The 21,704-nt window shown below is 66.9% G+C and carries 20 protein-coding genes; 12 read left to right on the top strand and 8 right to left on the bottom strand.

All coding sequences use genetic code 11. The features are described 5' to 3' along the window. Positions 1 to 46: 46 nt before the first annotated feature. Entirely contained in the window at positions 47 to 961 is a 915-nt protein-coding gene (locus ACAG20_RS09520) for a 3-oxoacyl-ACP reductase (protein ID WP_083037509.1), read from the bottom strand. Between the two features lie 77 nt (positions 962 to 1,038). Next, positions 1,039 to 1,233 (bottom strand): ferredoxin, encoded by a 195-nt coding sequence (locus ACAG20_RS09515; protein ID WP_083037508.1) that lies wholly within the window; start codon positions 1,231 to 1,233, stop codon positions 1,039 to 1,041. Positions 1,234 to 1,423: 190 nt separating this feature from the next. On the opposite strand from ACAG20_RS09515, the gene ACAG20_RS09510 reads away from it, so the two are divergent. After that, positions 1,424 to 2,602: an acyl-CoA dehydrogenase family protein gene (locus ACAG20_RS09510; protein WP_083037507.1), complete on the top strand. Its 1,179-nt coding sequence runs from the start codon at positions 1,424 to 1,426 to the stop codon at positions 2,600 to 2,602. 10 nt (positions 2,603 to 2,612) lie between these two features. Beyond that, complete coding sequence (locus ACAG20_RS09505; protein WP_083037506.1) at positions 2,613 to 3,710, top strand: acyl-CoA dehydrogenase family protein; 1,098 nt, start codon at positions 2,613 to 2,615, stop codon at positions 3,708 to 3,710. Position 3,711: 1 nt separating this feature from the next. Here ACAG20_RS09505 and ACAG20_RS09500 read toward each other — a convergent pair whose 3' ends face one another. After that, complete coding sequence (locus ACAG20_RS09500) at positions 3,712 to 4,194, bottom strand: nuclear transport factor 2 family protein (RefSeq protein WP_083037505.1); 483 nt, start codon at positions 4,192 to 4,194, stop codon at positions 3,712 to 3,714. Positions 4,195 to 4,223: 29 nt separating this feature from the next. Between ACAG20_RS09500 and fadD17 the strand changes: the two genes are divergently transcribed. The 4 genes from fadD17 to ACAG20_RS09480 all read left to right on the top strand — a co-directional run bounded on the left by fadD17 (position 4,224) and on the right by ACAG20_RS09480 (position 8,659). Next, the gene (gene fadD17 / locus ACAG20_RS09495; RefSeq protein WP_083037637.1) at positions 4,224 to 5,744 is read left to right on the top strand and encodes a long-chain-fatty-acid--CoA ligase FadD17; all 1,521 of its coding nucleotides are present in this window, start codon (positions 4,224 to 4,226) and stop codon (positions 5,742 to 5,744) included. A gap of 203 nt (positions 5,745 to 5,947) precedes the next feature. Next, entirely contained in the window at positions 5,948 to 6,640 is a 693-nt protein-coding gene (locus ACAG20_RS09490) for a lasso peptide biosynthesis B2 protein (RefSeq protein WP_083037504.1), read from the top strand. Continuing rightward, positions 6,640 to 8,433 (top strand): asparagine synthase-related protein, encoded by a 1,794-nt coding sequence (locus ACAG20_RS09485; RefSeq protein WP_370492386.1) that lies wholly within the window; start codon positions 6,640 to 6,642, stop codon positions 8,431 to 8,433. Before ACAG20_RS09490 ends, ACAG20_RS09485 begins: the two co-directional genes overlap by 1 nt. Positions 8,434 to 8,491: 58 nt before the next feature. Beyond that, positions 8,492 to 8,659, top strand: coding sequence for a lasso RiPP family leader peptide-containing protein (locus tag ACAG20_RS09480; protein WP_109559461.1), 168 nt, complete (start codon positions 8,492 to 8,494; stop codon positions 8,657 to 8,659). A 26-nt stretch (positions 8,660 to 8,685) separates the two neighbouring features. Here ACAG20_RS09480 and ACAG20_RS09475 read toward each other — a convergent pair whose 3' ends face one another. Next, on the bottom strand, positions 8,686 to 10,566 hold the full coding sequence (locus tag ACAG20_RS09475) for an ABC transporter ATP-binding protein (protein ID WP_370492385.1): 1,881 nt from the start codon (positions 10,564 to 10,566) through the stop codon (positions 8,686 to 8,688). A gap of 301 nt (positions 10,567 to 10,867) precedes the next feature. Between ACAG20_RS09475 and ACAG20_RS09470 the strand changes: the two genes are divergently transcribed. Next, the gene (locus ACAG20_RS09470; protein ID WP_232062382.1) at positions 10,868 to 11,527 is read left to right on the top strand and encodes a DUF3298 domain-containing protein; all 660 of its coding nucleotides are present in this window, start codon (positions 10,868 to 10,870) and stop codon (positions 11,525 to 11,527) included. Positions 11,528 to 11,539: 12 nt separating this feature from the next. Here ACAG20_RS09470 and ACAG20_RS09465 read toward each other — a convergent pair whose 3' ends face one another. Then, complete coding sequence (locus ACAG20_RS09465; protein WP_013830569.1) at positions 11,540 to 11,974, bottom strand: DUF6636 domain-containing protein; 435 nt, start codon at positions 11,972 to 11,974, stop codon at positions 11,540 to 11,542. Positions 11,975 to 12,116: 142 nt separating this feature from the next. Here ACAG20_RS09465 and ACAG20_RS09460 point away from each other — a divergent pair, with 142 nt between their 5' ends. Next, positions 12,117 to 12,917: a hypothetical protein gene (locus tag ACAG20_RS09460; RefSeq protein ID WP_235620597.1), complete on the top strand. Its 801-nt coding sequence runs from the start codon at positions 12,117 to 12,119 to the stop codon at positions 12,915 to 12,917. A gap of 42 nt (positions 12,918 to 12,959) precedes the next feature. Next, positions 12,960 to 14,513 carry a succinic semialdehyde dehydrogenase gene (locus tag ACAG20_RS09455; protein WP_370492384.1) on the top strand — a complete coding sequence of 518 codons (1,554 nt, stop codon included), beginning with the start codon at positions 12,960 to 12,962 and terminating at the stop codon, positions 14,511 to 14,513. Between the two features lie 4 nt (positions 14,514 to 14,517). Here ACAG20_RS09455 and ACAG20_RS09450 read toward each other — a convergent pair whose 3' ends face one another. Both ACAG20_RS09450 and ACAG20_RS09445 read right to left on the bottom strand, forming a co-directional pair. Continuing rightward, positions 14,518 to 15,933, bottom strand: a complete 1,416-nt coding sequence (locus tag ACAG20_RS09450; protein ID WP_370492383.1) for a wax ester/triacylglycerol synthase family O-acyltransferase — start codon at positions 15,931 to 15,933, stop codon at positions 14,518 to 14,520. Between the two features lie 64 nt (positions 15,934 to 15,997). Further along, entirely contained in the window at positions 15,998 to 17,638 is a 1,641-nt protein-coding gene (locus ACAG20_RS09445; protein ID WP_370492382.1) for an acyl-CoA synthetase, read from the bottom strand. Between the two features lie 69 nt (positions 17,639 to 17,707). Here ACAG20_RS09445 and ACAG20_RS09440 point away from each other — a divergent pair, with 69 nt between their 5' ends. The 3 genes from ACAG20_RS09440 (at position 17,708) to ACAG20_RS09430 (ending at position 20,486) form a co-directional block, all read left to right on the top strand. After that, positions 17,708 to 18,508 (top strand): crotonase/enoyl-CoA hydratase family protein, encoded by an 801-nt coding sequence (locus ACAG20_RS09440; protein ID WP_370492381.1) that lies wholly within the window; start codon positions 17,708 to 17,710, stop codon positions 18,506 to 18,508. After that, a complete protein-coding gene (locus ACAG20_RS09435; protein ID WP_370492380.1) occupies positions 18,508 to 19,530 on the top strand; it encodes an NAD-dependent epimerase/dehydratase family protein in 1,023 nt (340 codons plus the stop codon). Before ACAG20_RS09440 ends, ACAG20_RS09435 begins: the two co-directional genes overlap by 1 nt. Before the next feature lie 80 nt (positions 19,531 to 19,610). Next, on the top strand, positions 19,611 to 20,486 hold the full coding sequence (locus ACAG20_RS09430) for a hypothetical protein (RefSeq protein WP_370492379.1): 876 nt from the start codon (positions 19,611 to 19,613) through the stop codon (positions 20,484 to 20,486). Here ACAG20_RS09430 and ACAG20_RS09425 read toward each other — a convergent pair whose 3' ends face one another. Further along, positions 20,487 to 21,698, bottom strand: a complete 1,212-nt coding sequence (locus ACAG20_RS09425; protein WP_370492516.1) for a cytochrome P450 — start codon at positions 21,696 to 21,698, stop codon at positions 20,487 to 20,489. Positions 21,699 to 21,704: the final 6 nt, after the last annotated feature.

Raw genomic sequence — 21,704 nt, 5'->3', positions numbered from 1 at the left:
AAGCAATTGTGATCCACGCCTCGCTGAAACGCGTTCTAACCGCGTTCTAATCGGCGTCCATCAACTCCGAAGCTGAGAAGGTCCGCTTCGGATCGCGATCCGAGAAGTAATTCGCCAGCGTGTCCGCCAACCGGGTCGGATCCCAGGCCTGTCCGTCGGCACTGAACTTATGTTCCACCGTCGGCGCGGCCATCAGCATTACCTCAGGTCCGTACACCACGAAGACCTGACCGTTGACCGAGTCCGATGCCGGCGACGACAGGAACCGGACCAGGGTGACCACGTGCTCGGGCGACAGCGGGTCGATTTCCCCGTCGCCAACCTTGGCCTCACCGAAGACGTCGGCGGTCATCGCGGTACGGGCCCGCGGGCAGATGGCGTTGGCGCGCACGCCGTAGCGACTGAGCGCCCGGCTGGCCGACAGCGTCAGGGCGGTGATGCCCGCCTTGGCCGCGCCGTAGTTGGCCTGACCGACCGGACCCATCAGCCCGGCTTCCGAGGACGTGTTGATGATGCGGCCGTACACGGTTCCGGCGTCAGCATCTTTGGCCCGCTGGCGCCAATACGCGGCCGCGTTGCGCGTCAACAGGAAATGCCCGCGCAGGTGCACCGCGATCACGGCGTCGAAGTCGTCATCGGACATGTTGAACAACATCCGGTCGCGGGTGATCCCGGCGTTGTTGACGACGATGCTCAGCCCGCCCAGGCCGTCGGCGGTGCTCACCAGCTCGTCGGCGGTGGAGCGCTGGCTGATGTCCCCCGCCACCGGCACCCCCTTGCCGCCGGCGGCGGCGATCTCGTCGATCACGTCGGAGGATTCCAGCGCCGGCGCGATGTCGTTGACAACCACGGTGGCTCCGGAACGGGCCAGCCCGATCGCTTCTGCCCGGCCCAACCCGGCGGCGGCGCCGGTCACCACGGCGACCTTCCCGGTCAGATCGATCGCGCTGTTCGCAGTCATGTACGCCGCTCCTGTCCCCTCGCGGCGCCCTCGTCGCCTGCGGTTATGAATACCTCTAGTCCCCTGCCGGGCCGAGGTTAGTCGTCAACGCGGCGCAGCGCGGCACGGGGGCACTCGGCGATCGCCTGCATAGCGTGGGCTTCCCGGTCCGCCGGGACCGGCGCCATCTTGACCACGGCCTGCTCGTCGTCGTTCAGTTCGAACAGGTCGGGGTCGATTCCGACGCAAATCGCGTTGCCCTCGCAGCGATCCAGGTCCACCTCAACTCGCATGACGCTCTCCTTGCAAAGCCCGAGACGGCCACCAGCATGGTCCGTCAGTGTCCGCTAATGCCACCATACGATCCAACAGCAGCCGTACACGACGAGGTAGGGCCACTGGACCCTAGCGACTAGAACGTGTTACAACGGGCTGTCGACGACAATTTTATCGTGAGCCCGATCACCAGCGAAGGACGACCCGATGCAGATCAGTTACACCGCTGAGCAGGAAGAGCTGCGTCGCGAACTGCGCTCGTATTTCACGACGCTGATGACCCCGGAGCGCCGGGAGGCGCTGAGTTCGACGCAGGGCGAGTACGGGACCGGCAACGTCTACCGCGAAACGGTCGCCCAGATGGGCAAGGACGGCTGGCTGACGTTGAGCTGGCCCACTGAGTACGGCGGCCAGGCCCGCTCGGCGATGGATCAGCTGATCTTCACCGACGAGGCCGCGATCGCCGGTGCCCCGGTGCCGTTCCTGACCATCAACAGCGTCGCCCCGACGATCATGGCCTTCGGCACCGAGGAGCAGAAGAAGTTCTTCCTGCCCAAGATCGCCGCCGGCGAGCTGCACTTCGCGATCGGGTACTCCGAGCCGGGTGCCGGAACGGACCTGGCCTCGCTGCGCACCACCGCGGTACGTGACGGCGACGACTACGTGATCAACGGCCAGAAGATGTGGACGTCGCTGATCGCCTACGCCGACTACGTGTGGCTGGCGGCGCGGACCAACCCGGAGGCCAAGAAGCACCGCGGCATCTCGATGCTCATTGTTCCCACCACGGCCGAGGGCTTTTCCTGGACGCCGGTGCACACCATGGCCGGCCCGGACACCAGCGCGACGTACTACTCCGACGTGCGGGTGCCGGTGTCCAACCTGGTCGGTGAGGAGCACGCGGGCTGGAAGCTGGTGACCAACCAGCTCAACCACGAGCGGGTCGCACTGGTGTCGGCGCAGCCGATCTTCGTGGCGCTCGACGAGGTCCGCGAGTGGGCGCAGCACACCAAAGACAGCCACGGCAACCGGATCATCGACTCGCAGTGGGTGCAGCTCAACCTGGCCCGGGTGCTCGCCAAGGCCGAGGTGCTCAAGCTGATCAACTGGGAGCTGGCCTCATCCGACAGCGCCTCGCCGTCCCCGGCGGACGCATCGGCGGCCAAGGTGTTCGGCACCGAACTGGCGACCGAGGCCTACCGGTTGCTGATGGAGGTGCTCGGCACCGCCGCCACCGTGCGGCAAGACTCCCCAGGTGCGCTGCTGCGCGGCCGGGTGGAACGCATGCACCGGGCGTGTTTGATCCTGACCTTCGGCGGCGGCACCAACGAGGTGCAGCGCGACATCATCGGCATGGTCGCCCTGGGCCTGCCCCGCAACCGGTAAAGGACTCGTTATGGACTTCTCCACAACCGAAGCAGCACAAGATCTCTCGGGTCTGGTCGGCACCATCGTCGAGGCGGTGTGCACCCCGGAACACCAGCGCGAGCTGGACGGGCTGGAGCAGCGGGTCGACACCAAACTGTGGCGCAAGCTCGTCGAGGCCGACGTGGTGTCCAGCGCGGCGAGCGAGTCGCTGGGCGGCGGCGGCTTCGGCGTGCTGGAGCAGGCGGCCATCCTGACCGCTCTGGGTCGGCAGCTGGCCGCGGTGCCCTACCTGGAGTCGGTGGTGCTGGCGGCCGGGGCACTGGCCAAGTTCGGCTCCGCGGAGCTGCAGCAGGCCTGGGGCGCCCCGGCAGTGGCCGGCGCGAAGATCCTGACGGCTGCGACCGACGGCGACATGGGTGAGGGTCCGGTCCAGGCAGCGGCGACCGGTTCCGGCTTCCGCCTCACCGGTACCCGCACGCAGGTCGGGTTCGCCCCGGTGGCCGACGCCTTCCTGGTGCCGGCCGAAACCGATTCCGGCACACGAGTTTTCCTGGTGGCCGCCACCGATCCCGGCGTGACGGTTACTTCGCTGGCGACCACCGGCCTGGGCAGTGTCGGCCACCTCGAGCTGTCGGGAACCGAGCTGGAGTCCGGCCGTCTCGTCGGCGGCGCCGAGGTCCTCGACCACCTGAGCACCCTGGCCGCGCTGGGCCGCAGCGCCTACCAGTTAGGGGTGCTGGAGCGCGGCTTGGCCCTGACCGCCGAATACGCCCGCGAACGCGAACAGTTCGACAAGCCGATCGGCAGCTTCCAGGCCGTGTCCCAGCGGCTGGCCGACGGCTACATCGACGTCAAGGGGCTGCGGCTCACGCTGACCCAAGCGGCTTGGCGGGTCGGCGAGGAATTGCCGGCGACCAGCGAGGTCGCCACGGCCGCGTTCTGGGCGGCGGACGCCGGACATCGGGTGGCGCACAGCATCGTCCACATCCATGGCGGGGTCGGCATCGACACCGACCACCCGATTCACCGCTACTTCCTGGCCGCCAAGCAGACCGAGTTTGCGCTCGGTGGCGCTACCGGCCAGCTGTTGGCGATCGGTCGCGAGCTGGCCGACACCCCGGTCTAGGTCAGCGGTGCAGCGCATCTCCGAACGTCACCTTGAACCCGGGAAGGTCCGACAACGGCACGGTGGCGTCGTAGGTGCGCTGGTAGCCGGTGGCGCTGATCTTCCAGCCGTCGGCGGTGCGGCGGTAGGTGTCGTGATAGAACGCGGCGCCGATCAGCATCAGGTTGAAGTCGGGCATGATCACCCGGTCCTGCAGGTACCAGATGCCGGTAGCACTGTCCGCGCCGGTGAGGGTGATCTCGGGGTGGTTGACCCGGTGCTCGCTGATCAAGTTTCCCGGCAGCGATGTCCGCATGAACTCCACCAGCGAGTCGCGGTCGGAGAAGCTGTGATCGCTGCCCATCGACTTGCCGTAGTCGGCGGTGATGTCCTCGGCCAGCGTGGCGGCGAAGTCGTCCCAGTGCTTGGTGTCCAGCGCTCGCAGATAGCGGTACTTGACCTGCTTGATTGCCTCGATGTCGGCGAAGGCGTCGAATTCAGTCACCGCACCATTGCAGCACTAATGTGACCAGCATGTCAGCACCGGCTCTCATCGACGAAAAACCCACCGTCACCGGGCTGCTGGCCCCGCTGGCCGACGTCGACGACCGCGGCGTCTACTACCTGGACGATTTCATCAGCTGGCGCAGCCACATCGCGGCCGGCGCTCGGTTGGGCGCCGCGCTGCACGCCAGGCTCGATCCGGACAAGCCGCCGCACGTCGGCGTGCTGCTGGGCAATACCCCGTTCTTCTCGACACTGTTGGTGGCGGCCGCACTGACCGGCCTGGTGCCGGTGGGACTCAACCCCACCCGCCGGGGGACAGCCCTGCTGCGCGACGTGGCCCACGCCGATTGCCAGCTGGTGCTGACCGACAACAGCACCGATGCCGAGGTCGCCGGCGCGATCGATGTCGAGTCGCCCTCCTGGGCCGACGAATTGGCCGGCTTCGGCGATGCGTCGGTGACGTTCCGCGCCGCCGAACCCGATGACCTGTTCATGCTGATCTTCACCTCGGGCACCAGCGGGGATCCGAAGGCGGTGCGCTGCACCCATGAGAAGGCGGCGGCCCCCGGGCTCATGCTCGCCCAGCGGTTCGGTCTGACGTCCGCTGATGTCTGCTACCTGTCGATGCCGCTGTTCCACTCCAACGCGGTGATGGCGGGTTGGTCCGTGGCGCTGGCGGCGGGAGCATCGATCGCATTGCGCCGAAAGTTCTCGGCGTCAGGGTTCATTCCCGACGTTCGCCGCTTCGGCGCCACCTACGCCAACTACGTCGGCAAACCGCTGTCGTATGTGCTGGCCACGCCGCAGCGGCCCAACGACGCCGACAACCCGCTGCGGATCCTGTACGGCAACGAGGGCGCGCCGCGGGATCTGGAGCGGTTCGCCGAGCGGTTCGACTGCACCGTCATCGACGGTTTCGGCTCCACCGAGGGCGGGGTGGCGATCGGCCGCACCCCGGACACACCGATCGGTGCACTGGGCCCCTTGACGGGCGGGAACACCATCATCGACGTCGATACCGGCGAAGAATGCCCGCCGGGCGTGGTCGGCGAACTGGTGAACACCAGCGGACCCGGCCAGTTCCGGGGCTACTACAACGATCCCGAGGCCGAAGCGCAGCGGATGGCGGGCGGGATCTACCACACCGGCGACCTGGCGTACCGCGACGACGCCGGGTATGCCTACTTCGCCGGCCGGTTGGGGGATTGGATGCGGGTGGACGGCGAGAACCTGGGTACCGCGCCCATCGAACAGATCTTGCTGCGGCACAACGCTGTCGTCGAGGCGGTCGTTTACCCGATACCCGATCCCGCGGTGGGTGATCAAGTGATGGCAGCACTGGTGCTTGCCGCGGGGGCATCGTTCGACGTGGATGAATTCCGGTCATTCCTGGCCGAGCAACCCGACCTGGGACCCAAGCAGTGGCCGTCGTATGTCCGGGTGGCCGCCGCGCTACCGCGCACCGAGACGTTCAAGGTGCTCAAGCGGGTGCTGTCTGCCGAGGGCCTGGAGTGTGCCGATCCGGTGTTCCAGATCGAGCGCCCCTGAGGAGGGGCCGGGGCTACGTCTCCGGCCAGCCGACACACCTTGCCGGGAAATGGGCTTACCGCTACTATTTCGGAAATCTCTTCGAGTTGGCGCACCACAGGGCTATTTCGGACCGCCACCGAGCATCCACCCGGCCACGAACGACATCGGCAACCTCGTGCCGACCACGGCGTCGCCTCGACACCCCACCGGACGCAAACATCGTGACCCATCCGGCGCCCACACACCCGCCGCAGCTGTTCTGCGCGCCGAACCTGCGCTGCGCCGAGGTGGCCGGACAGCTGGTGGTACTGGATCTGTCCGCGGGCGTCTACGACGTGATCAACGAGGTCGGTGCGGCCATGTGGGCACAACTGACGCGGTTACCCGACGAGCGCAACATCACCGGCCTCGCCGAAGAGTACGGCGTCGCGCCTGCCACGCTGGAAGCCGACTTCGCCGACTTCGCCACGGCCCAGCTTGCCGCGGGTCGCCTCGTCACCGATCAGCGGACGACGCCGCCATCCGTCGAGCGGTCACCGCGGCGCACCCCGACCATTCTGCGCGCGTTGCGGGAACGTGTTGCCGCAGAGCGTGATCTGCGAAGGGGCTTTGCAACGGCCTACGCGAATCGGGTAGGGCCGACGGCCGACACCGCTGCGCCGCGCACCGCCGTGGAACTCTTGATGAGACGCTTCCGGATCGCCGAGGGCCTCTACCCGGCCCGCCAGGCTCCGCTGGATTGTTTGCCGCGCTCGCTCGCTCTGACCCGCTTTCTGCGAACCGCCGGTTGGCCGGCTCGGCACGTGATGGGCGTGGCGCTCTACCCGTTCGAGGCTCATGCCTGGGTGGAGTTGAACGGGACCGCCCTGAATGAGGGTGACCTGCGGCGCTTCACCGTGATCCAGCAGGCGTGATGCAACCGGCCCGGCCATCACTGGATGGATTCCTGGTAGCGCTGCCCACCGAGACACCGGCACGTGTCCACGGGTGGCCTGGATTTCAGCGGGTCGGCGAATCCGCGGTGTGGTTCCATGGCTTCCTCGCGAGCCCGGCATCGCTCCGACGGGAGCTGGACCTGGCGAAGTCGGCACCCTTGGCGCAGATCGTGGCGGCTGGATTGCGGCGGTGGCCTGCCGACGCGGCCGAACGTATGGTCGGCGAGTACGCCGCAGTGGTGGTGGACGGCCCCGACGCCGTCCTGTTCGGGGATCGCATGGGCCTGCGCCCGCTGTACTTCGCCTGCGGGGCGGACGGCACCGTGGTGTCGACCGACCTCGGCGCCCTGGCCCGCCAGACCGGTGCCTGGCATGAACCCGACGAGGACTACCTGGCCGATATGTTCAGCACCGGCTTGCATCTGGGGCCCCGAACGCCGTATCGCGGCATAAGCCGGCTGCACCCCGGCGAGTTCGCCAGCTGCCGGGCGGGCCGCCTGCGGGTACGAGGTGGTTGGCGTCCCCTCTCGGAACCGCGTCCCGGAACCTTCGACGAGCACCAGGATCTACTGCGCGCGACCGTCAAACATGCTGTCGCGGGGGCATTGTCGTCTGACGGTACGGACGCCGTCGAGTTGTCGGGCGGGCTGGACACCTCGACCGTCTTGGCGGTGGCCACCGGCATCGCGCCGATACATGCGCTCAGCTTCGTCCATCCCGGCTCCCCGGGCAGCGACGAGTCGTCTTGGATCCGGGCTGTGCTTCGATCGACGCCGGCACCGTGGCATCCGATCGACGCCACCGAGCACGGGCCCTTCACGGCGGGGCCGGAACTGGGCACCTTCCTGCCGGCACCGACACGCCGGATTCTCAACTGGGCGCCCAGCGCTGCCGAGGAGGCTCTTGCGAGGGGGCTGGGGGCGTCGACGATTCTCACCGGCGAGGGCGGGGACGCCGTGTTCTTCGCGGGCCTGCTTCCCTGGTACTTGGCCGACCTGTTGCGCACGGGACGATGGGCGCAACTACAGCGCGAGTCGCTGAGATGGGGCGCCCAGTCCGAACTGGGGCGTTCCGCCGCGTTCTGGGTACGGCGTGCGGCGATCGACGGGCTGCGGCGATGGCGAAGCGGCCGGACGCTCACGCTGGAACCACCCCGGCCCATCGCCGCATCGGCACCGTGGTTACGCCAGGCCTACATCGAGCGTCACCGCCTGCAGCACCGGGCACAGGTCACCACGACCGTCCGTGCGCGGTCGGTGCACGGCCAGGCCGTCGTGGAGAACGTCCTGCGCTGCGTCGAGTTCGCCAGATCCCGCCAGCTGTTCGCCCCGGAAGGCGTCGAACTGCGTCATCCGCTGTTGGCGCCGTCGTTGGTCGACGTGGCAATGACCACCCCGTGGGACATCGCCGCAGATCCTCGGATCGACCGTGCCGTGCAACGGTACGCGTTCGCCGGGCTGGTCAGCGAGACCGTACTTCGCCGGCGATCGAAGTCGATCGCCGACGAGGCGATATTGCACGGCTTTGAGCGCCATCCCCGCTGGCGCGAATACCTCGGCGCGAATCCGCAGATCGTGCAGCGCGGCTATGTCGACGCCGACGCCTGGGACCGCGCGCTGCGCTCCGCCGGCCGCATCGGTGCGGTGACTCAGTTCTACACCGCGATGCAGATCGAGGTCTGGCTGCGCCACCTGCATTACGCGGCCGACCCGACACAACGGATTGCCGAGTCAGAGTACTTTAGTCCCGGTTCGGCGGATTCCGGGAATTGATCATTGGTAGCTCGTACACTTTTGTAGCAAACAGGAACCCGATCACGGAGGTCTTACGGTGCAGAGCTACTCTTCCCCACAGGTGGTGCGCGTCGGGGACGTGCGTGATGCCACCCAGGGCAGCGGTAACTACCTTTCCGACAGCAGTACCGGCTACGGCTACATGGGCTGGTACAGCCGGCACTACGACACCCCCGACACGGTGGCACCGCTGCCGCCGCGCTGACGGCCGCCGCCGCGCGCCCGCCCCGGTCAGCGGAGCCCGTTGTCCGGCCGTTGAGTTGGCGCGGCCAACCGATCACCGCTGAGCAATGCGGGATCCGCATTGTCCGCTGCGTACAGGCGCGTGTACAGGCCGCCGATCGCGAGCAATTCGTCATGGGTGCCCTGCTCCACCGCACGCCCCTGGCTGAGGACGATGATCCGATCGGCCACCGAGGCAATGAAATCCATGTCATGGCTGACTACCAGGCAGGTTCGATCGCCGGCATATTCGCGGATCACTGCGGTCACCCTCGCCCGCTGATCCGCATCCAGGTTCTCGGTCGGCTCGTCGAGCAGTAACACCTCGGGCCGGCGGAGCAGGCACCGGGCGAAGGCGATCAATCGCTTCTGGCCTCCCGACGGCACCTCCACATCGATGACGGTGTCGTAGCCGTCTCGCACCTTAGCCGGGTCGCAGATCACGCTATGAACGTGCGCCAGCTCGCATGCCGCTTCGATGTCACTGTCGGTGGCGTCCTGTCGGCCCAGCCGCACATTTTCGCGGATGGTGTCTTTCAAGAAGAACGGGAACTGCGCAAGCTTGGACACCTGCTCACGCAGCGAATGCAGCGTCACATCGCGGATATCGCGGCCGTCCAACAGGATCCGGCCCCCCTGTGGATCCAGGAACCGGAGCAACAGATTGAAGACGGTCGACTTGCCTGATCCGATCGGACCGACCAGCGCGACCGTTTCTCCCTCCGCGATCGAGAATGACAGCCCGTCGAGTATCTTCTGGTGCGGCGAGTAACTGAATGTCACGTCGTCGAATACCACGTTGCCGCGGACCTCACCGAGCGGCGTGGCATTCGGTCGCTCCCGCACGGTCGCCTCGGTGTCGAGCAGTTCGTACGTGGACGCGATGTGCGGGAGGATCGACTTGTACGTCGTGTACGCCAACACCATCCGCTGCACCGCCGCGAACATCGTCGGCACGTAGGCGATGAACACCACCAGGCCCGCGAAGGTGAGGCCGAAGCGGCCGCTGAACGCGATACCGGTGATCAACACCAGCACGGTGCTCAACGCGATGAAAACCTGAACCCCGTTGGCCGCGGCCTGCATCCAGATCCTCATCGCGGCCATATTCCTCGTTGCGGACGTCGACGAGACCCGGAACAACTCATTGCGTCGCCGTTGGGCGTTGAAGACCTGAATCTCGGCGATACCACTGGTGGTCTCCGCGAGTTCGCTGCTCATGGCGCGGTTTGCCATCATCGCCCGTCGAGTGGCGGCCTGTAGCCCCTTCCCCGCGAAGCGAAGTGCCATCAGCGCCAAGGGGGTCAGCACCAGCGACACGATCGTCATCTGCCACGACAGCGCCAGCAGATAGCTCAATGCGATCAGCAGCACCACGGCGTCGACTGCCGGTGGGACAAGACACTCGGTCAAGAGCCGCTGAACGCACGGGGCCTCTTGCTGTACTCGCTGGATAAGCGCACCACTGCGCGCGCCTATGAAGAAATCCAGTGACAGCGACTGAATATGGCCGTGAACGCGCTGGAGGATCGCACTGAGCAGCTTCCGCTCGACGTGTGCGCCGACCCAGGCGTTGGCGAAACTCAGGGCTTGCGCGAGCACCAGCGAAACCGCCCAGACTGCCAGCAGCGTCGCGAAAGTCACCGGTGTTGTCAGCCAACCGAAAATACCGGAGGCGCCACCGCTTTCACGGCTCAGCAACGCCCCCTGCAAGCCCCACACGTCGGCCAGATTTCCGTCCATGCCCGCAACTGCGACCGCCTGCATCAGCGGACCGAATGCTGCGTTGGACACGAACGGCAGGGCGGTGACGACCAACCCCAGCAGGACCGAGAGCACTACCGTGCCGCGGACCGTGTGCAGCATGACCAGGCTGCGTCGGATGTACATGGACTTGCTCCTCGATCAAGGCGTTGGCAGGGTTGTCAGTCTGCGACACCGCTTTTTCCAGCGCGAGCACGGTGACAGTGGGATGATCTGCTGATGTCGTTCCAGTAATCCGCCGATCACAGCTTCGGTGGCCAACCCGGAAAGCCCTGCGCGCCTGATGCCTAACATCTTCACGACATCCCTCGCGGCCATCGTCGCAGTGGCGTTCGGTTCGGTGACATCATGCGGTAACACCGATTCGCTTTCGGCAACAACGCAACCGACTTCAGCTCAGATGTCACCTCGGGCGCTCGCGGATCCCATGCCGGCCGCCGCCTCGGAATCGGGAGAGTCCAACGGTAAGACCTATACCGTCTCGGCCGCCACAATCGCCGGAGCGACTCCGGACGGTGATGGACGCTGGCACGCCGAGGTCGCTCAGGTGTCCGGTGGCGATCCCTCGGTGGCCGAGGCGTTCAACAAGGCCGGGGACGCCTCGGCCCGCGACCAGATCGAGCAGGTGCGCGCCGATGCAGACTCGATTCCGTCGTGGACCTTCGAAGTGAAGTCCGAGTTGTTCTTTCGACCGTCGGCGCTCGCACAACTTCTCACCGGTGTCTACTACGTGCACGGTGCCGCCCATCCGAACAACTACGTGAGCACGGTCGTGATCGACAGCCGTAGCGCCAAACCCATCACGTTGAGCGACCTGTTCTCCAATGAGCAGGACGGCCTCAACCGGCTCTCCGAGCAGACCAAGCGGATATGGCCGACGGTCTACGGCGACGGCGAGCCGATGGCCGACGAACCCGGCAACCGACCGATCGCGGAGAACTTCGCGAACTGGATACCCACCGCCGAGGGTATGGAGCTGCACTTCGCCGACTACCAGTTCGGACACGGCTTGCCGGTGATCACCGTGCCGTGGTCATCGCTGACCGACGTACTGGCGCCTGACATGGCGGCGCTTGCGCAGCGGTGAGTGCACCGGGAATCAGAAGAGTTCGTAGGACTCGCGGCTGATCGTGAATCCGTGGTCGTCGCGGTTCTCGCACCTGATGCCCGACTGCTCGCTGAAGCAGGTGTAGCCGGTCGTCGCATCCCGATCGCCGTAGCGCAGGGTGCGCGCGTCGCCACCGAAGGTGGTGTCGCCGGCGCAGACGAACTTGGGCTTTCCGGTGGCCTCGAGGTTGATGCCCTGACCGTAGCCGGTCTGGCTGGGGCAATCCGCCGGCCGCGGCGGCGGTGACCAGTCCCGCTCGCGGATATCGCAGCGGACCCAGTCCGAGGCCGACAGACACGCGATGTTTCCACTGGGCGACTCGAAGAAATACATTTCCGGCTGGGCTGCGGCCGTGGGGGCGCCGCTGATCGCCGCGGCGGTCAGAGTGGCTACGGCGATCGCCGCTGCGCGGACGGGAGCTTTCATACCGAGACGATAATCCTAAATAGAAATGAGTGCGGCTTTTCGTGAATGTTTCCACGTCGGTGGTCCCCAAGGATGGCGCACAGCGGCCGACCCGCCCATCGACCACCACGGTTTCGGCCGCCCACCGCGCAATACTGAGGCAATGCCTGTCGCCCGTCGAGTACTCACCACGGTCCTGGCTGCCCTGTTGGCCCTGGCCTCCCCTGTTTCGCCGGCCTCCCCCGCCTCCGCCGATCCGCTGCAGCCCGCCTTCGCACAGTTGGCCGGCACCGTGCCGGCCACCATCGGCATCGCCTACGCTCCGGTCGGCCAGAACGGCGTCGTTACGCTCGGCGCCCTGCAGAACGGGGTGGCCTGGTCGACCATCAAGGTCCCGCTGGCGATCGCCGCAATCCACGCCAACCGCCCCGACGCGCAAGACCTCGCGGCCAGGGCCGTCACCGCCTCGGACAACGACGCCGCCGAGAAGTTGTGGTCCGAGCTCGGGCCGGCACCGCAGGCCGCCCAGCAGGTGCAGGCCGTGCTGCGGGCCTTCGGCGACACCGGCACCGCGGTCGAATCCCGGCGGCTGCGGCCGGAATTCAGCGCCTTCGGCCAGACCCAGTGGCCGCTGGGCCGCCAGGCGGTGTTCGCCGCCCATCTGCCGTGCCTGGCCGCCGGCGCGCCCGTCTACAGTCTGATGCGCAACACCGTGACCAGCCAGCGGTGGGGGCTGGCCGGCCTGAGCGTCCCCAGCAAAGGCGGCTGGGGGCCCGGCCCCGGCGGCGGCTACCTGGTGCGACAGTTCGGTATCGTCCGCAGCCCCCATGGTGATCTTGCGGTGGCGATGGCCGCCGAGCCCAACGACGGCAGCTTCGACTCCGGGGTGGCCGCCCTCAACCAGATGACCCAGTGGCTCAGCGCCAATGCCGCCGCGCTACCGGGCGGCCGCTGCGCCGGGTAGGTTGGCGGCTAACCACTTGTTACCCGCGAGTAGGAGACAGCCATGCCCGCTCCGTCCGCCGCAGCATTCGACCGGCTGCGCGCACTGGCCGCCATCGATGACATCGACGGGCGGCAGTCGAAGACCATCGACGAGGTCTTCACCGGCAAACCGCTGACCACCATCCCGGTGGGCACCGCCGAGGATGTGACGGCGGCCTTCGCCAAGGCCCGCGCCGCCCAGCAGCAGTGGGCGGCCCGCAGCGTCAAGGAGCGCTGCGCGATCATCGAGCGCTACCGCGACCTGGTGATCGCCAACCGGGACTTCCTGATGGACGTCGCCCAGGCCGAGACCGGCAAGGCCCGTTCGGCGGCCCAGGAGGAGATCGTCGACATCATGCTCAACGCGCGGTACTACGCGCGCCAGGCCGCCAAGTTGCTGGCCTCCAAGCGGGTGCAGGGTCTGCTGCCCGGCATCGTCAAGACCGTGGTCAACCACCATCCCAAGGGCGTCGTCGGGGTCATCTCACCGTGGAATTACCCGATGACACTGTCGATTTCGGATGCCATCCCCGCATTGCTGGCCGGTAATGCCGTAGTGGTCAAACCAGACAGCCAGACCCCGTACTGCACGCTGGCCAACGCCGAACTGCTGTACCAGGCCGGTCTGCCGCGTGAGCTGTTCGCGGTGGTGCCCGGTCCGGGATCGGTGGTCGGCACGGCGATCGTGCAGCAGTGCGACTACCTGATGTTCACCGGCTCCAGCGCCACCGGCCGGTCGCTGGCCGAGCAGTGCGGCGCCCGGCTGATCGGGTTCTCCGCGGAGCTGGGCGGCAAGAACCCGATGATCGTCACCCGCGGCGCCGACCTGGCCGAGGTCGCCAAGGCCGCCACCCGCGCCTGCTTCTCCAACGCCGGCCAGTTGTGCATCTCCATCGAGCGGATCTATGTCGAGCGCGAGATCGCCGACGAGTTCGCCACCAAGTTCGCCGAGCAGGTGCGTGCCATGACGCTCTCGGGCGCCTACGACTTCTCCGCCGACATGGGCAGCTTGATCTCCGAGGACCAGCTCAAGACCGTCTCCAACCACGTCGATGATGCAAAGGCCAAGGGCGCCAAGGTTATCGCCGGCGGAAATGCCCGTCCGGACCTCGGTCCGCTGTTCTTCGAGCCCACCGTGCTCACCGACGTCACCGACGAGATGGAGTGCGGACGCAACGAGACGTTCGGCCCGGTCGTGTCGATCTACCCGGTCGACAGCATCGAGGAAGCCATCGCACGCGCCAACGACACCGAGTACGGTCTCAACGCCAGCGTGTGGGCCGCGACCAAGGCGCAAGGCGAGGCGATCGCCGCCCGGATCAAGTCCGGCACCGTCAACGTCGACGAAGGTTACGCACTGGCCTTTGGTAGCACCGCGGCACCGATGGGCGGGATGAAGGCGTCCGGGGTGGGCCGCCGCCACGGCGCCGACGGCCTCCTGAAGTACACCGAGTCGCAGACGGTCTCCACCGCCCGGATCCTGAACTTGGATCCGCCGCTGGGCATCTCGGGCCCACTGTGGCAGAAGCTGCTGACCCCGATGATCCGTCTGGTGCAGGCACTACCCGGCCGGTAGCACTTCAACGCCTCCCGGCCCGGGGCTTACTCCGACCGGCGGCGTGCTCCAGATCCGCCAGCGCCGGTTCGATGGCATCGGCCATCTTGTGGATGTCCTCGGCGACTTCAGGCGTGGTCACGAACCCGAAGTCGAGGTGGTCGCGGTAGGAGAAACAGGTGATGTTCAGCGCCACGTCCATGACCGGTGGCCCCAGCGGCACCAGCGATTCCACTTCCGCGCCGGCCATGTAGAGCGGGAACGGCGGGCCGGGAACGTTGGAAACGACGAGGTTGATCGGGGCCAGCCGATTCGACAGGCCGGTCGCGGTGTAGGCGCGCGCGGCAAGCTGCAGCAGTCCGGGCGGGGTGGTGTCGGTCAGGCCCATGATCTGGTGCGCCGACAGTGCCTTGGCCATCTGCTTGGCGCTCTGGGTGTTCTCGTGAATCATCTTGAGCCGCTGGCCCGCGCCCTCGAGATCGGTGGCCAACGACACCGTCATCGAACTGACCTTGTTGCCGACCTCGCCCTGGCTTTCCTCGGTGCGGGTCGACACCGGGATCTGGGCGACCAGCGGCTTGTCCGGCAACTCCCCGCGCTCACTCAGATATTGCCGGACGGCGCCGGCGACCATGGCGAGCACGACGTCGTTGAGTTTCACGCCGTAGGCGTCCTTGACGGCCTTGACCCGGGCCAACTCGACGCGGCAGGCGGTGATCCGCCGGTGCGGCGACACGCTGGCGTTGAACCGGGTCACCGGAGCGTCGAAGTAGCGTGGCGGTTTACGTGCCACGCCCAGACCGATCGTGGCGATCTGCTGGCGGACGGTCTGTTGCAGCAGCCGGCCGATGCGAAACGGCGTCATGACCGCGACGTTGACCAGCGCACCGATGGCACGGCGCTCGAAGCTGGGAATGCCGTCATCGGTTGGCGATCCGATCGCCTGCGGTTCCGGTGGACGCGGTTCCGGCGTGACGTCCAGCATGATCTCGGAGAGGCCCGCGCCCGAGACACCGTCGACGATCGCGTGGTGCATCTTGGTCAGCGTCGCGACCCGGCCGCCGTTGACCCCCTCGATCACCCACACTTCCCACAGCGGTCGGGAACGGTCCAGTTTGTAGGACATCAACCGGCCTACGAGCTCTTCGACCTCGCGGCGCCCGCCCGGGGCCGGGACGCCGATACGCCGCACATGGAAGTCGATGTCGAGTTCGTTGTCTTCGACGAACCACGGCCGGTCCAGACCCAGCGGCGCACCGGCGACCTTCCAGCGCAGCTGCGGCAGTTGCGGTAGTCGCTCGATCAGAAGTTGGCGGACCAGCTCAAAACTGTAATTCGGTGCCTGGCTGGTATCCAGGATCGCCAGCCCACCGATGTGCATGTGCCAGCCCGCAGTCTCGGCAGACCAGAACGCGGCGTCGACGCCCGAAAGTCGCTGCATCGACCGAGACTAGCCCCGCGACCCCGGTCACCGGATACGGATCGCGGGAATCTCGCTGGGCCCATCACATGTGGTTGGCGTGTACCTCATCGGCGGGACGGGCTTCGGTCTGCTCCTTGGCCCACCGGTAGTCGGGCTTGCCGGCCGGGGAACGCTTGACCTCGTCGACGAACCACAGACTGCGGGGCACCTTGTAGCCGGCGATCTCGGTGCGTGCGCAGGTGTTGATCTCCTCCAGCGACGGCCGAGCATCGCCGCGCGGCTGCACCACCGCGGCCACGTGTTGGCCGTAACGGGCGTCGGGCACGCCGACCACCAGGGCGTCGAACACGTCCGGGTGGGTTTTGAGGGCGGCTTCGACCTCCTCGGGGTAGATCTTCTCGCCCCCGGAGTTGATCGACACCGAGCCGCGACCGAGCATGGTGACGGTGCCGTCGGCCTCAACCTGCGCGTAGTCGCCGGGGATGGCGTAGCGCACGCCGTTGATGGTGCGGAAGGTTTCCGCGGTCTTCTTCTCGTCCTTGTAGTAGCCGACGGGGATGTGGCCGCGCTTGGCGATGATGCCGCGGACGCCGGAGCCGGGCTGGACTTCGTTGCCGTCCTCGTCGAGCACCACGGTGGTCTTGTCGATGGTGACCCGGGGGCCGCCGGTGTGCGCCTCGCCTTTGGCGACGATGCTGGTGCCGCCGAAACCGGTCTCGCTCGACCCGATGGAGTCGGTGATGATCCGGTTGGGCAGCAGCTCCAGCAGCTTCTCCTTGATGCTGGGGCTGAACAGCGCCGCGGTGGATGCCAGCAGGAACAGCGATGACAGGTCGTACTCTTCGCCTTCGGCCTGGGCGGCCAGCAGCGCGTCGAGTAGCGGGCGCGCCATGGCGTCGCCGGTGAAGAACAGCAGGTTCACCTTGTGGTCGTGGATGGTGCGCCAGACCTGATCAGGGTCGAATTCCGGTGCCAGCACCACGGTTTGGCCGCTGAACAGCGACATCCAGGTCGCCGACTGGGTGGCGCCGTGGATCATCGGAGGGATCGGGTGGCGGATCATCGGCGGGTTGGCGGCGGCCTGCTTGGCCAGGTCGTACTCGTCGGCAATCGGCTCGCCGGTGGCGAAGTCGGTGCCGCCGAACAACACCCGGTAGATGTCCTCGTGGCGCCACATCACGCCCTTGGGGAACCCAGTGGTGCCGCCGGTGTAGAGCAGGTAGATGTCGTCAGCGCTGCGCGGGCCGAAGTCGCGCTCCGGTGAGCCCTGCGCCAGTGCGGCCTCGAACTCCACACCGCCGTAGCGGGCGTAGTCCAGATCGCTGCCGTCCTCGACCACCAGGATGGTCTTGACGTTCGGAACGTCCGGCAGGACCCGGGCCACCCTCTCGCTGTACTGCCGCTCGTGCACCAGCGCGACCATGTCGGAGTTGTCGAACAGGTAGCGCAGCTCGCCCTCGACGTAGCGGAAGTTGACGTTGACCAGGATGGCCCCGGCTTTGACGATGCCCAGCATCGCGACGACGATCTCGTTGCGGTTGCGGCAGTACAGGCCGACCTTGTCGTCCTTCTTGACGCCCTGGTCGATCAGGTAGTGCGCCAGCCGGTTGGCCTTCTCCTCCAGCTGCGCGTAGGTCAGCTGTTCGTCGCCACAGATCAGGGCCACCCGATCGGGGACGGCGTCGATGGCGTGTTCGGCGAGATCCGCGATGTTGAGAGCCATGCCACACAAACTAGAACGTGTTACATTTCGTTTTCAAGTCGAGGTCCCCACCCGGAAAGGCGGACGCCGGTGAGCGAGTCGTCACAAGAGCCCCACGCCCTGGTTGAGCAGCGCGGACACACCCTCATCTTGACGCTCAACCGGCCCGAGGCCCGAAACGCGCTGAGCGGCGAAATGCTGGCGATCATGGTCGAGGCCTGGGACCGGGTGGACAACGACGACGAGATCCGCTCGTGCATCCTGACCGGCGCCGGCGGCTACTTCTGCGCGGGTATGGACCTCAAGGCGGCCAACAAGAAGGCGCCCGGCGACTCGTTCAAAGACGGCAGCTACGACCCGTCACGCATCGACGGACTGCTCAAGGGCCGTCGGCTGACCAAACCGCTGATCGCCGCAGTGGAAGGGCCCGCGATCGCCGGGGGTACCGAGATCCTGCAGGGCACCGACATCCGCATCGCCGGGCAGAGCGCCAAATTCGGCATCTCCGAGGCCAAGTGGAGCCTGTACCCGATGGGCGGCTCGGCGGTGCGCCTGGTGCGCCAGATCCCCTACACGATGGCGTGTGACCTGCTGTTCACCGGTCGGCACATCACCGCCGCCGAGGCGCTGGAGATGGGCTTGATCGGTCACGTGGTGCCCGACGGTTCCGCGCTGGACAAGGCGCTGGAGATCGCCGAGCAGATCAACAACAACGGTCCGCTGGCGGTGCAGGCAATGCTGCGCACCATCCATGAGACCGAGGGCATGCACGAGAACGACGCCTTCAAGATCGACACCCAGATCGGCATCAAGGTGTTCTTGAGCGAGGACGCCAAGGAAGGGCCCCGCGCCTTCGCCGAGAAGCGCAAGCCCGAGTTCAAGAACCGCTGATGCAGATCGCGGTCACCGGCGGCACCGGATACCTCGGCGCCCACACCGTTCGGGCCCTGCTGGAAGCCGGGCACTCGGTGCGTCTGCTGGTCGCGCCGGGCTGCGGTGACGAGCCCGTCATTCCGCGGTTGCGCGAGCTGGGCACGCTGGAGGTGCTCGACGGCGACATCCGCGACACCGCGGTGGTGGCCGCGCTGCTGGAGGGCTGTGACGCGGTGCTGCACGCCGCCGGAGTGGTCGGCACCAACGACCGGCAAGAGAAGTTGATGTGGGACATCAACGCCTACGCCACCGAGGCGATCCTGACCCGCGCGGTGGAAGCCGGCCTGGACCCCGTGGTGTCGGTCAGCAGCTACAGCGCACTGTTCCCGCCGCCCGACGGTGTTATCGGCCCGGACTCGCCCACCGTTCCCGGGCGTAGCGCCTACGCCCGCACCAAGGCCTACGGCGAGCGGGTCGCCCGGCGACTGCAGGACGAGGGGCACCCGGTCGTGGTCACCTATCCCTCCAGCGTGGTCGGTCCCGCGTTCTGGACGGCACCCGGCGTCACCGAGCGGGGCTGGGCGCCGATCGTGAAGTACCGGGTGGCCCCGGTAGTGCGCGGCGGTATGGCGATGGTCGACGTGCGCGATGTCGGCCAGGTGCATTCGTCTTTGATGAAGCCCGGTCGAGGCCCGCACCGCTACCTGTGCGGCGGGATCATGGTCAGCTTCGACGAGATGATCGCCGCGGTGGAGCGGGGCCTGGGCAAGCCGGTGCGCCGAATCCGGGTGGCCCCCAGTGTTTTCAAGGGCATCGGCTGGGTCAGCGATCTGGCCAGTAAGTTGCTGTCGCTGCCGGAGTCGCTCAGCTACGAGGCGGCCTGGCTGCTGACCTCGGCCACTCCGACCGACGACTCGGCCACGTTGGCGGATCTCGGCTTGCAGTGGCGTTCGCCGGTGGACGCGATCGTGGAGTCTTTGCGGGTCGGCCTCAGCCCCGCTGCGCCGGTCCTGCCGCCAGCCATCCCGCCGAACGTGTAACCACTGCGAAATTTCGGTGGCATTTTCGCAGCCAGTACACGTTCGGCGGTCGTGTCAGTGCTAGTGGGCAGACTCCCGCCATGGCGACACCGTTCCTGGGCAGCGAGGCCGTCCGAAGCGGCCGGTTGACGCCGTACGCCTTGCGGAGCCGATTCGTCGCGATCCATCCGGACGTTTATGTTCCAGCCGGTACTCGACCCACCGCGGCATTGCGCGCCCAAGCCGCGTGGCTGTGGTCGCGGCGACGTGGCGTCGTCGCGGGCCAGTCGGCCGCCGCGCTGCACGGCGCGAAATGGGTCGATGATCACGCGCCAGCTGAATTGCTCTACGACTGTCGCCGGCCACCCAAACACATCCACTCCTGGTCGGACCGCGTCGGCGAAGACGAGGTGCAGCTGATCGGCGGCATAGCGGTGACGTCGCCGGCCCGCACCGCATTGGACCTGGCCTGCCGCTATTCCCAGGTCAAGGCGGTCGCGGCCATCGACGCCCTCGGACAGGCCACCGACCTCAAGATCACCGACGTCGAGTTGCTGGCCGAACGATACCGGGGACGCCGCGGCATCTGTGATGCCCGAATCGCGCTGCGGCTCGTCGACACCGGTTCTGACTCACCACGGGAATCCCGGCTGCGACTGTTTCTCATTCGATCCGGCTACCCGCCGCCGCAGACACAGATCCCGGTCTACGACGAATGGCAGCAGCTTGTCGCGGTCATAGACATGGGCTGGGAGGAGATCATGGTCGGCCTCGACTATGAAGGCGAACATCACCGCACCAATCCACGGCGCTTCAACCAAGACATCCGACGCCACGAGACGGTGACCGGGCTCGGCTGGATCGACCTGCGGATCACCCTCGAAGACACCGAGGCCGGGATCCTCGGCCGAGTCGCGGACGCCTGGGCGCGACGAGCGTGTACTCCCAGCGATTTTCGTGCGAGACTCTCGCGCTGATTACACGCTCGGCGACGCCAGTACCGGCTTGCTCGGCGTGAACACCACCGGCATGGACACCGGGCCGGACACGAAGTTCGCCGGACGCAGCGGCACCTCCGCACCGTCGGCCAGCCGCAGATCCGGCAGCCGCTGCAGCACCCGTTCGGTCATCAGCGAAAGCTCCAGCCTGGCCAGCTGGTTGCCCATGCAGAAGTGGGTGCCGAAGCCGAATGCGACATGGCTGTTGGGGTCGCGTTTGATGTCGAATCGCTCGGGGTCGTCGAATACCGACTCGTCGAAGTTCGCCGATTCGAACATCAGCATGATCTTCTCGCCCTGGCTGAGCTGGGTGCCGTGGAATTCGGTGTCGGCGGTCAACGTGCGGCACATGTTTTTCACCGGGGAGGTCCACCGCAACATCTCCTCGATCGCCCCGGCCAGCAGACTCGCGTCGGCGCGCAGCATGTCCCACTGATCGCGGTGGCGCAGCAGCTGTTCGGTCCCGCCGGACAGCGTGTGCCTGGTGGTCTCGTCGCCGCCGATCAGAATCAGCAGGGTCTCGAAGATGATCTCGTCATCGGACATCACCGCCCCGTCCACCTCGGCGTTGACCAGAACGGAGAACAGGTCGTCGGTGGGTTCGGCCCGCCGTTTGACGATGATGTCCCGGGTGAATTCGGTCCAGCCGGCGAAGGCCTCCATGACCGCCTGGAACGTCGCCGATGCCGGATCTAGGTGCGAGCTCTGCCCCGCCACCAAGTCGTCGGACCACTTCAACAGCTTCGAACGATCTTCGGGAAGGACGCCGAGCATGTCGCCGATCACCGCCATCGGCAGTGGCGCTGCGATATCGCGGACGAAGTCACACTGACCCCGCTCGCAGACCGCGTCGATCAACCTGTCACAGAGTTCTCCGATGGACGGCAGCTGGGCGTGCACCCGCTTGCGGGTGAAGCCGGCGTTGACCAGCTTGCGGCGCACCAGATGTTCCGGGTCGTCCATGTCGATCATGTACGGCATGCCCGGCTGGTCGGGCCGGATCCCTCCGGTGCTGGAGAACAGCTCGGGGTTGCGTTCGGCGTCGATCACCGCGGCGTAACTGGCCGCGGCGGCCAGACCATTGCGGTCCCGGAACACCGGCTCGTGAGCGCGCATCCACTTGTAGGCGGCGCGCGCTCCCCCGTCGGAGTAGAAAGTGCCGTCGGTCAAGTCGACATCAGGCTTGGTCATCGGCTT

Origin of the sequence: Mycobacterium sp. pW045 (assembly GCF_041287085.1) — a bacterium.
Taxonomy (GTDB): Bacteria; Actinomycetota; Actinomycetes; order Mycobacteriales; family Mycobacteriaceae; genus Mycobacterium; species Mycobacterium algericum_A.
Note: the sequence above shows the minus strand (reverse complement) of the source record. Positions and strands in the feature narration are given on the sequence as shown.

What these genes read in the sequence shown, in the direction of transcription:
- ACAG20_RS09520 (WP_083037509.1), bottom strand. Translation starts at nt 961, where the DNA reads ATGACTGCGAACAGCGCGATCGATCTGACCGGGAAGGTCGCCGTGGTG.
- ACAG20_RS09515 (WP_083037508.1), bottom strand. Translation starts at nt 1,233, where the DNA reads ATGCGAGTTGAGGTGGACCTGGATCGCTGCGAGGGCAACGCGATTTGC.
- ACAG20_RS09510 (WP_083037507.1), top strand. Translation starts at nt 1,424, where the DNA reads ATGCAGATCAGTTACACCGCTGAGCAGGAAGAGCTGCGTCGCGAACTG.
- ACAG20_RS09505 (WP_083037506.1), top strand. Translation starts at nt 2,613, where the DNA reads ATGGACTTCTCCACAACCGAAGCAGCACAAGATCTCTCGGGTCTGGTC.
- fadD17 (WP_083037637.1), top strand. Translation starts at nt 4,224, where the DNA reads ATGTCAGCACCGGCTCTCATCGACGAAAAACCCACCGTCACCGGGCTG.
- ACAG20_RS09485 (WP_370492386.1), top strand. Translation starts at nt 6,640, where the DNA reads ATGCAACCGGCCCGGCCATCACTGGATGGATTCCTGGTAGCGCTGCCC.
- ACAG20_RS09475 (WP_370492385.1), bottom strand. Translation starts at nt 10,566, where the DNA reads ATGTACATCCGACGCAGCCTGGTCATGCTGCACACGGTCCGCGGCACG.
- ACAG20_RS09470 (WP_232062382.1), top strand. Translation starts at nt 10,868, where the DNA reads ATGCCGGCCGCCGCCTCGGAATCGGGAGAGTCCAACGGTAAGACCTAT.
- ACAG20_RS09465 (WP_013830569.1), bottom strand. Translation starts at nt 11,974, where the DNA reads ATGAAAGCTCCCGTCCGCGCAGCGGCGATCGCCGTAGCCACTCTGACC.
- ACAG20_RS09460 (WP_235620597.1), top strand. Translation starts at nt 12,117, where the DNA reads ATGCCTGTCGCCCGTCGAGTACTCACCACGGTCCTGGCTGCCCTGTTG.
- ACAG20_RS09455 (WP_370492384.1), top strand. Translation starts at nt 12,960, where the DNA reads ATGCCCGCTCCGTCCGCCGCAGCATTCGACCGGCTGCGCGCACTGGCC.
- ACAG20_RS09450 (WP_370492383.1), bottom strand. Translation starts at nt 15,933, where the DNA reads ATGCAGCGACTTTCGGGCGTCGACGCCGCGTTCTGGTCTGCCGAGACT.
- ACAG20_RS09445 (WP_370492382.1), bottom strand. Translation starts at nt 17,638, where the DNA reads ATGGCTCTCAACATCGCGGATCTCGCCGAACACGCCATCGACGCCGTC.
- ACAG20_RS09435 (WP_370492380.1), top strand. Translation starts at nt 18,508, where the DNA reads ATGCAGATCGCGGTCACCGGCGGCACCGGATACCTCGGCGCCCACACC.
- ACAG20_RS09430 (WP_370492379.1), top strand. Translation starts at nt 19,611, where the DNA reads ATGGCGACACCGTTCCTGGGCAGCGAGGCCGTCCGAAGCGGCCGGTTG.
- ACAG20_RS09425 (WP_370492516.1), bottom strand. Translation starts at nt 21,698, where the DNA reads ATGACCAAGCCTGATGTCGACTTGACCGACGGCACTTTCTACTCCGAC.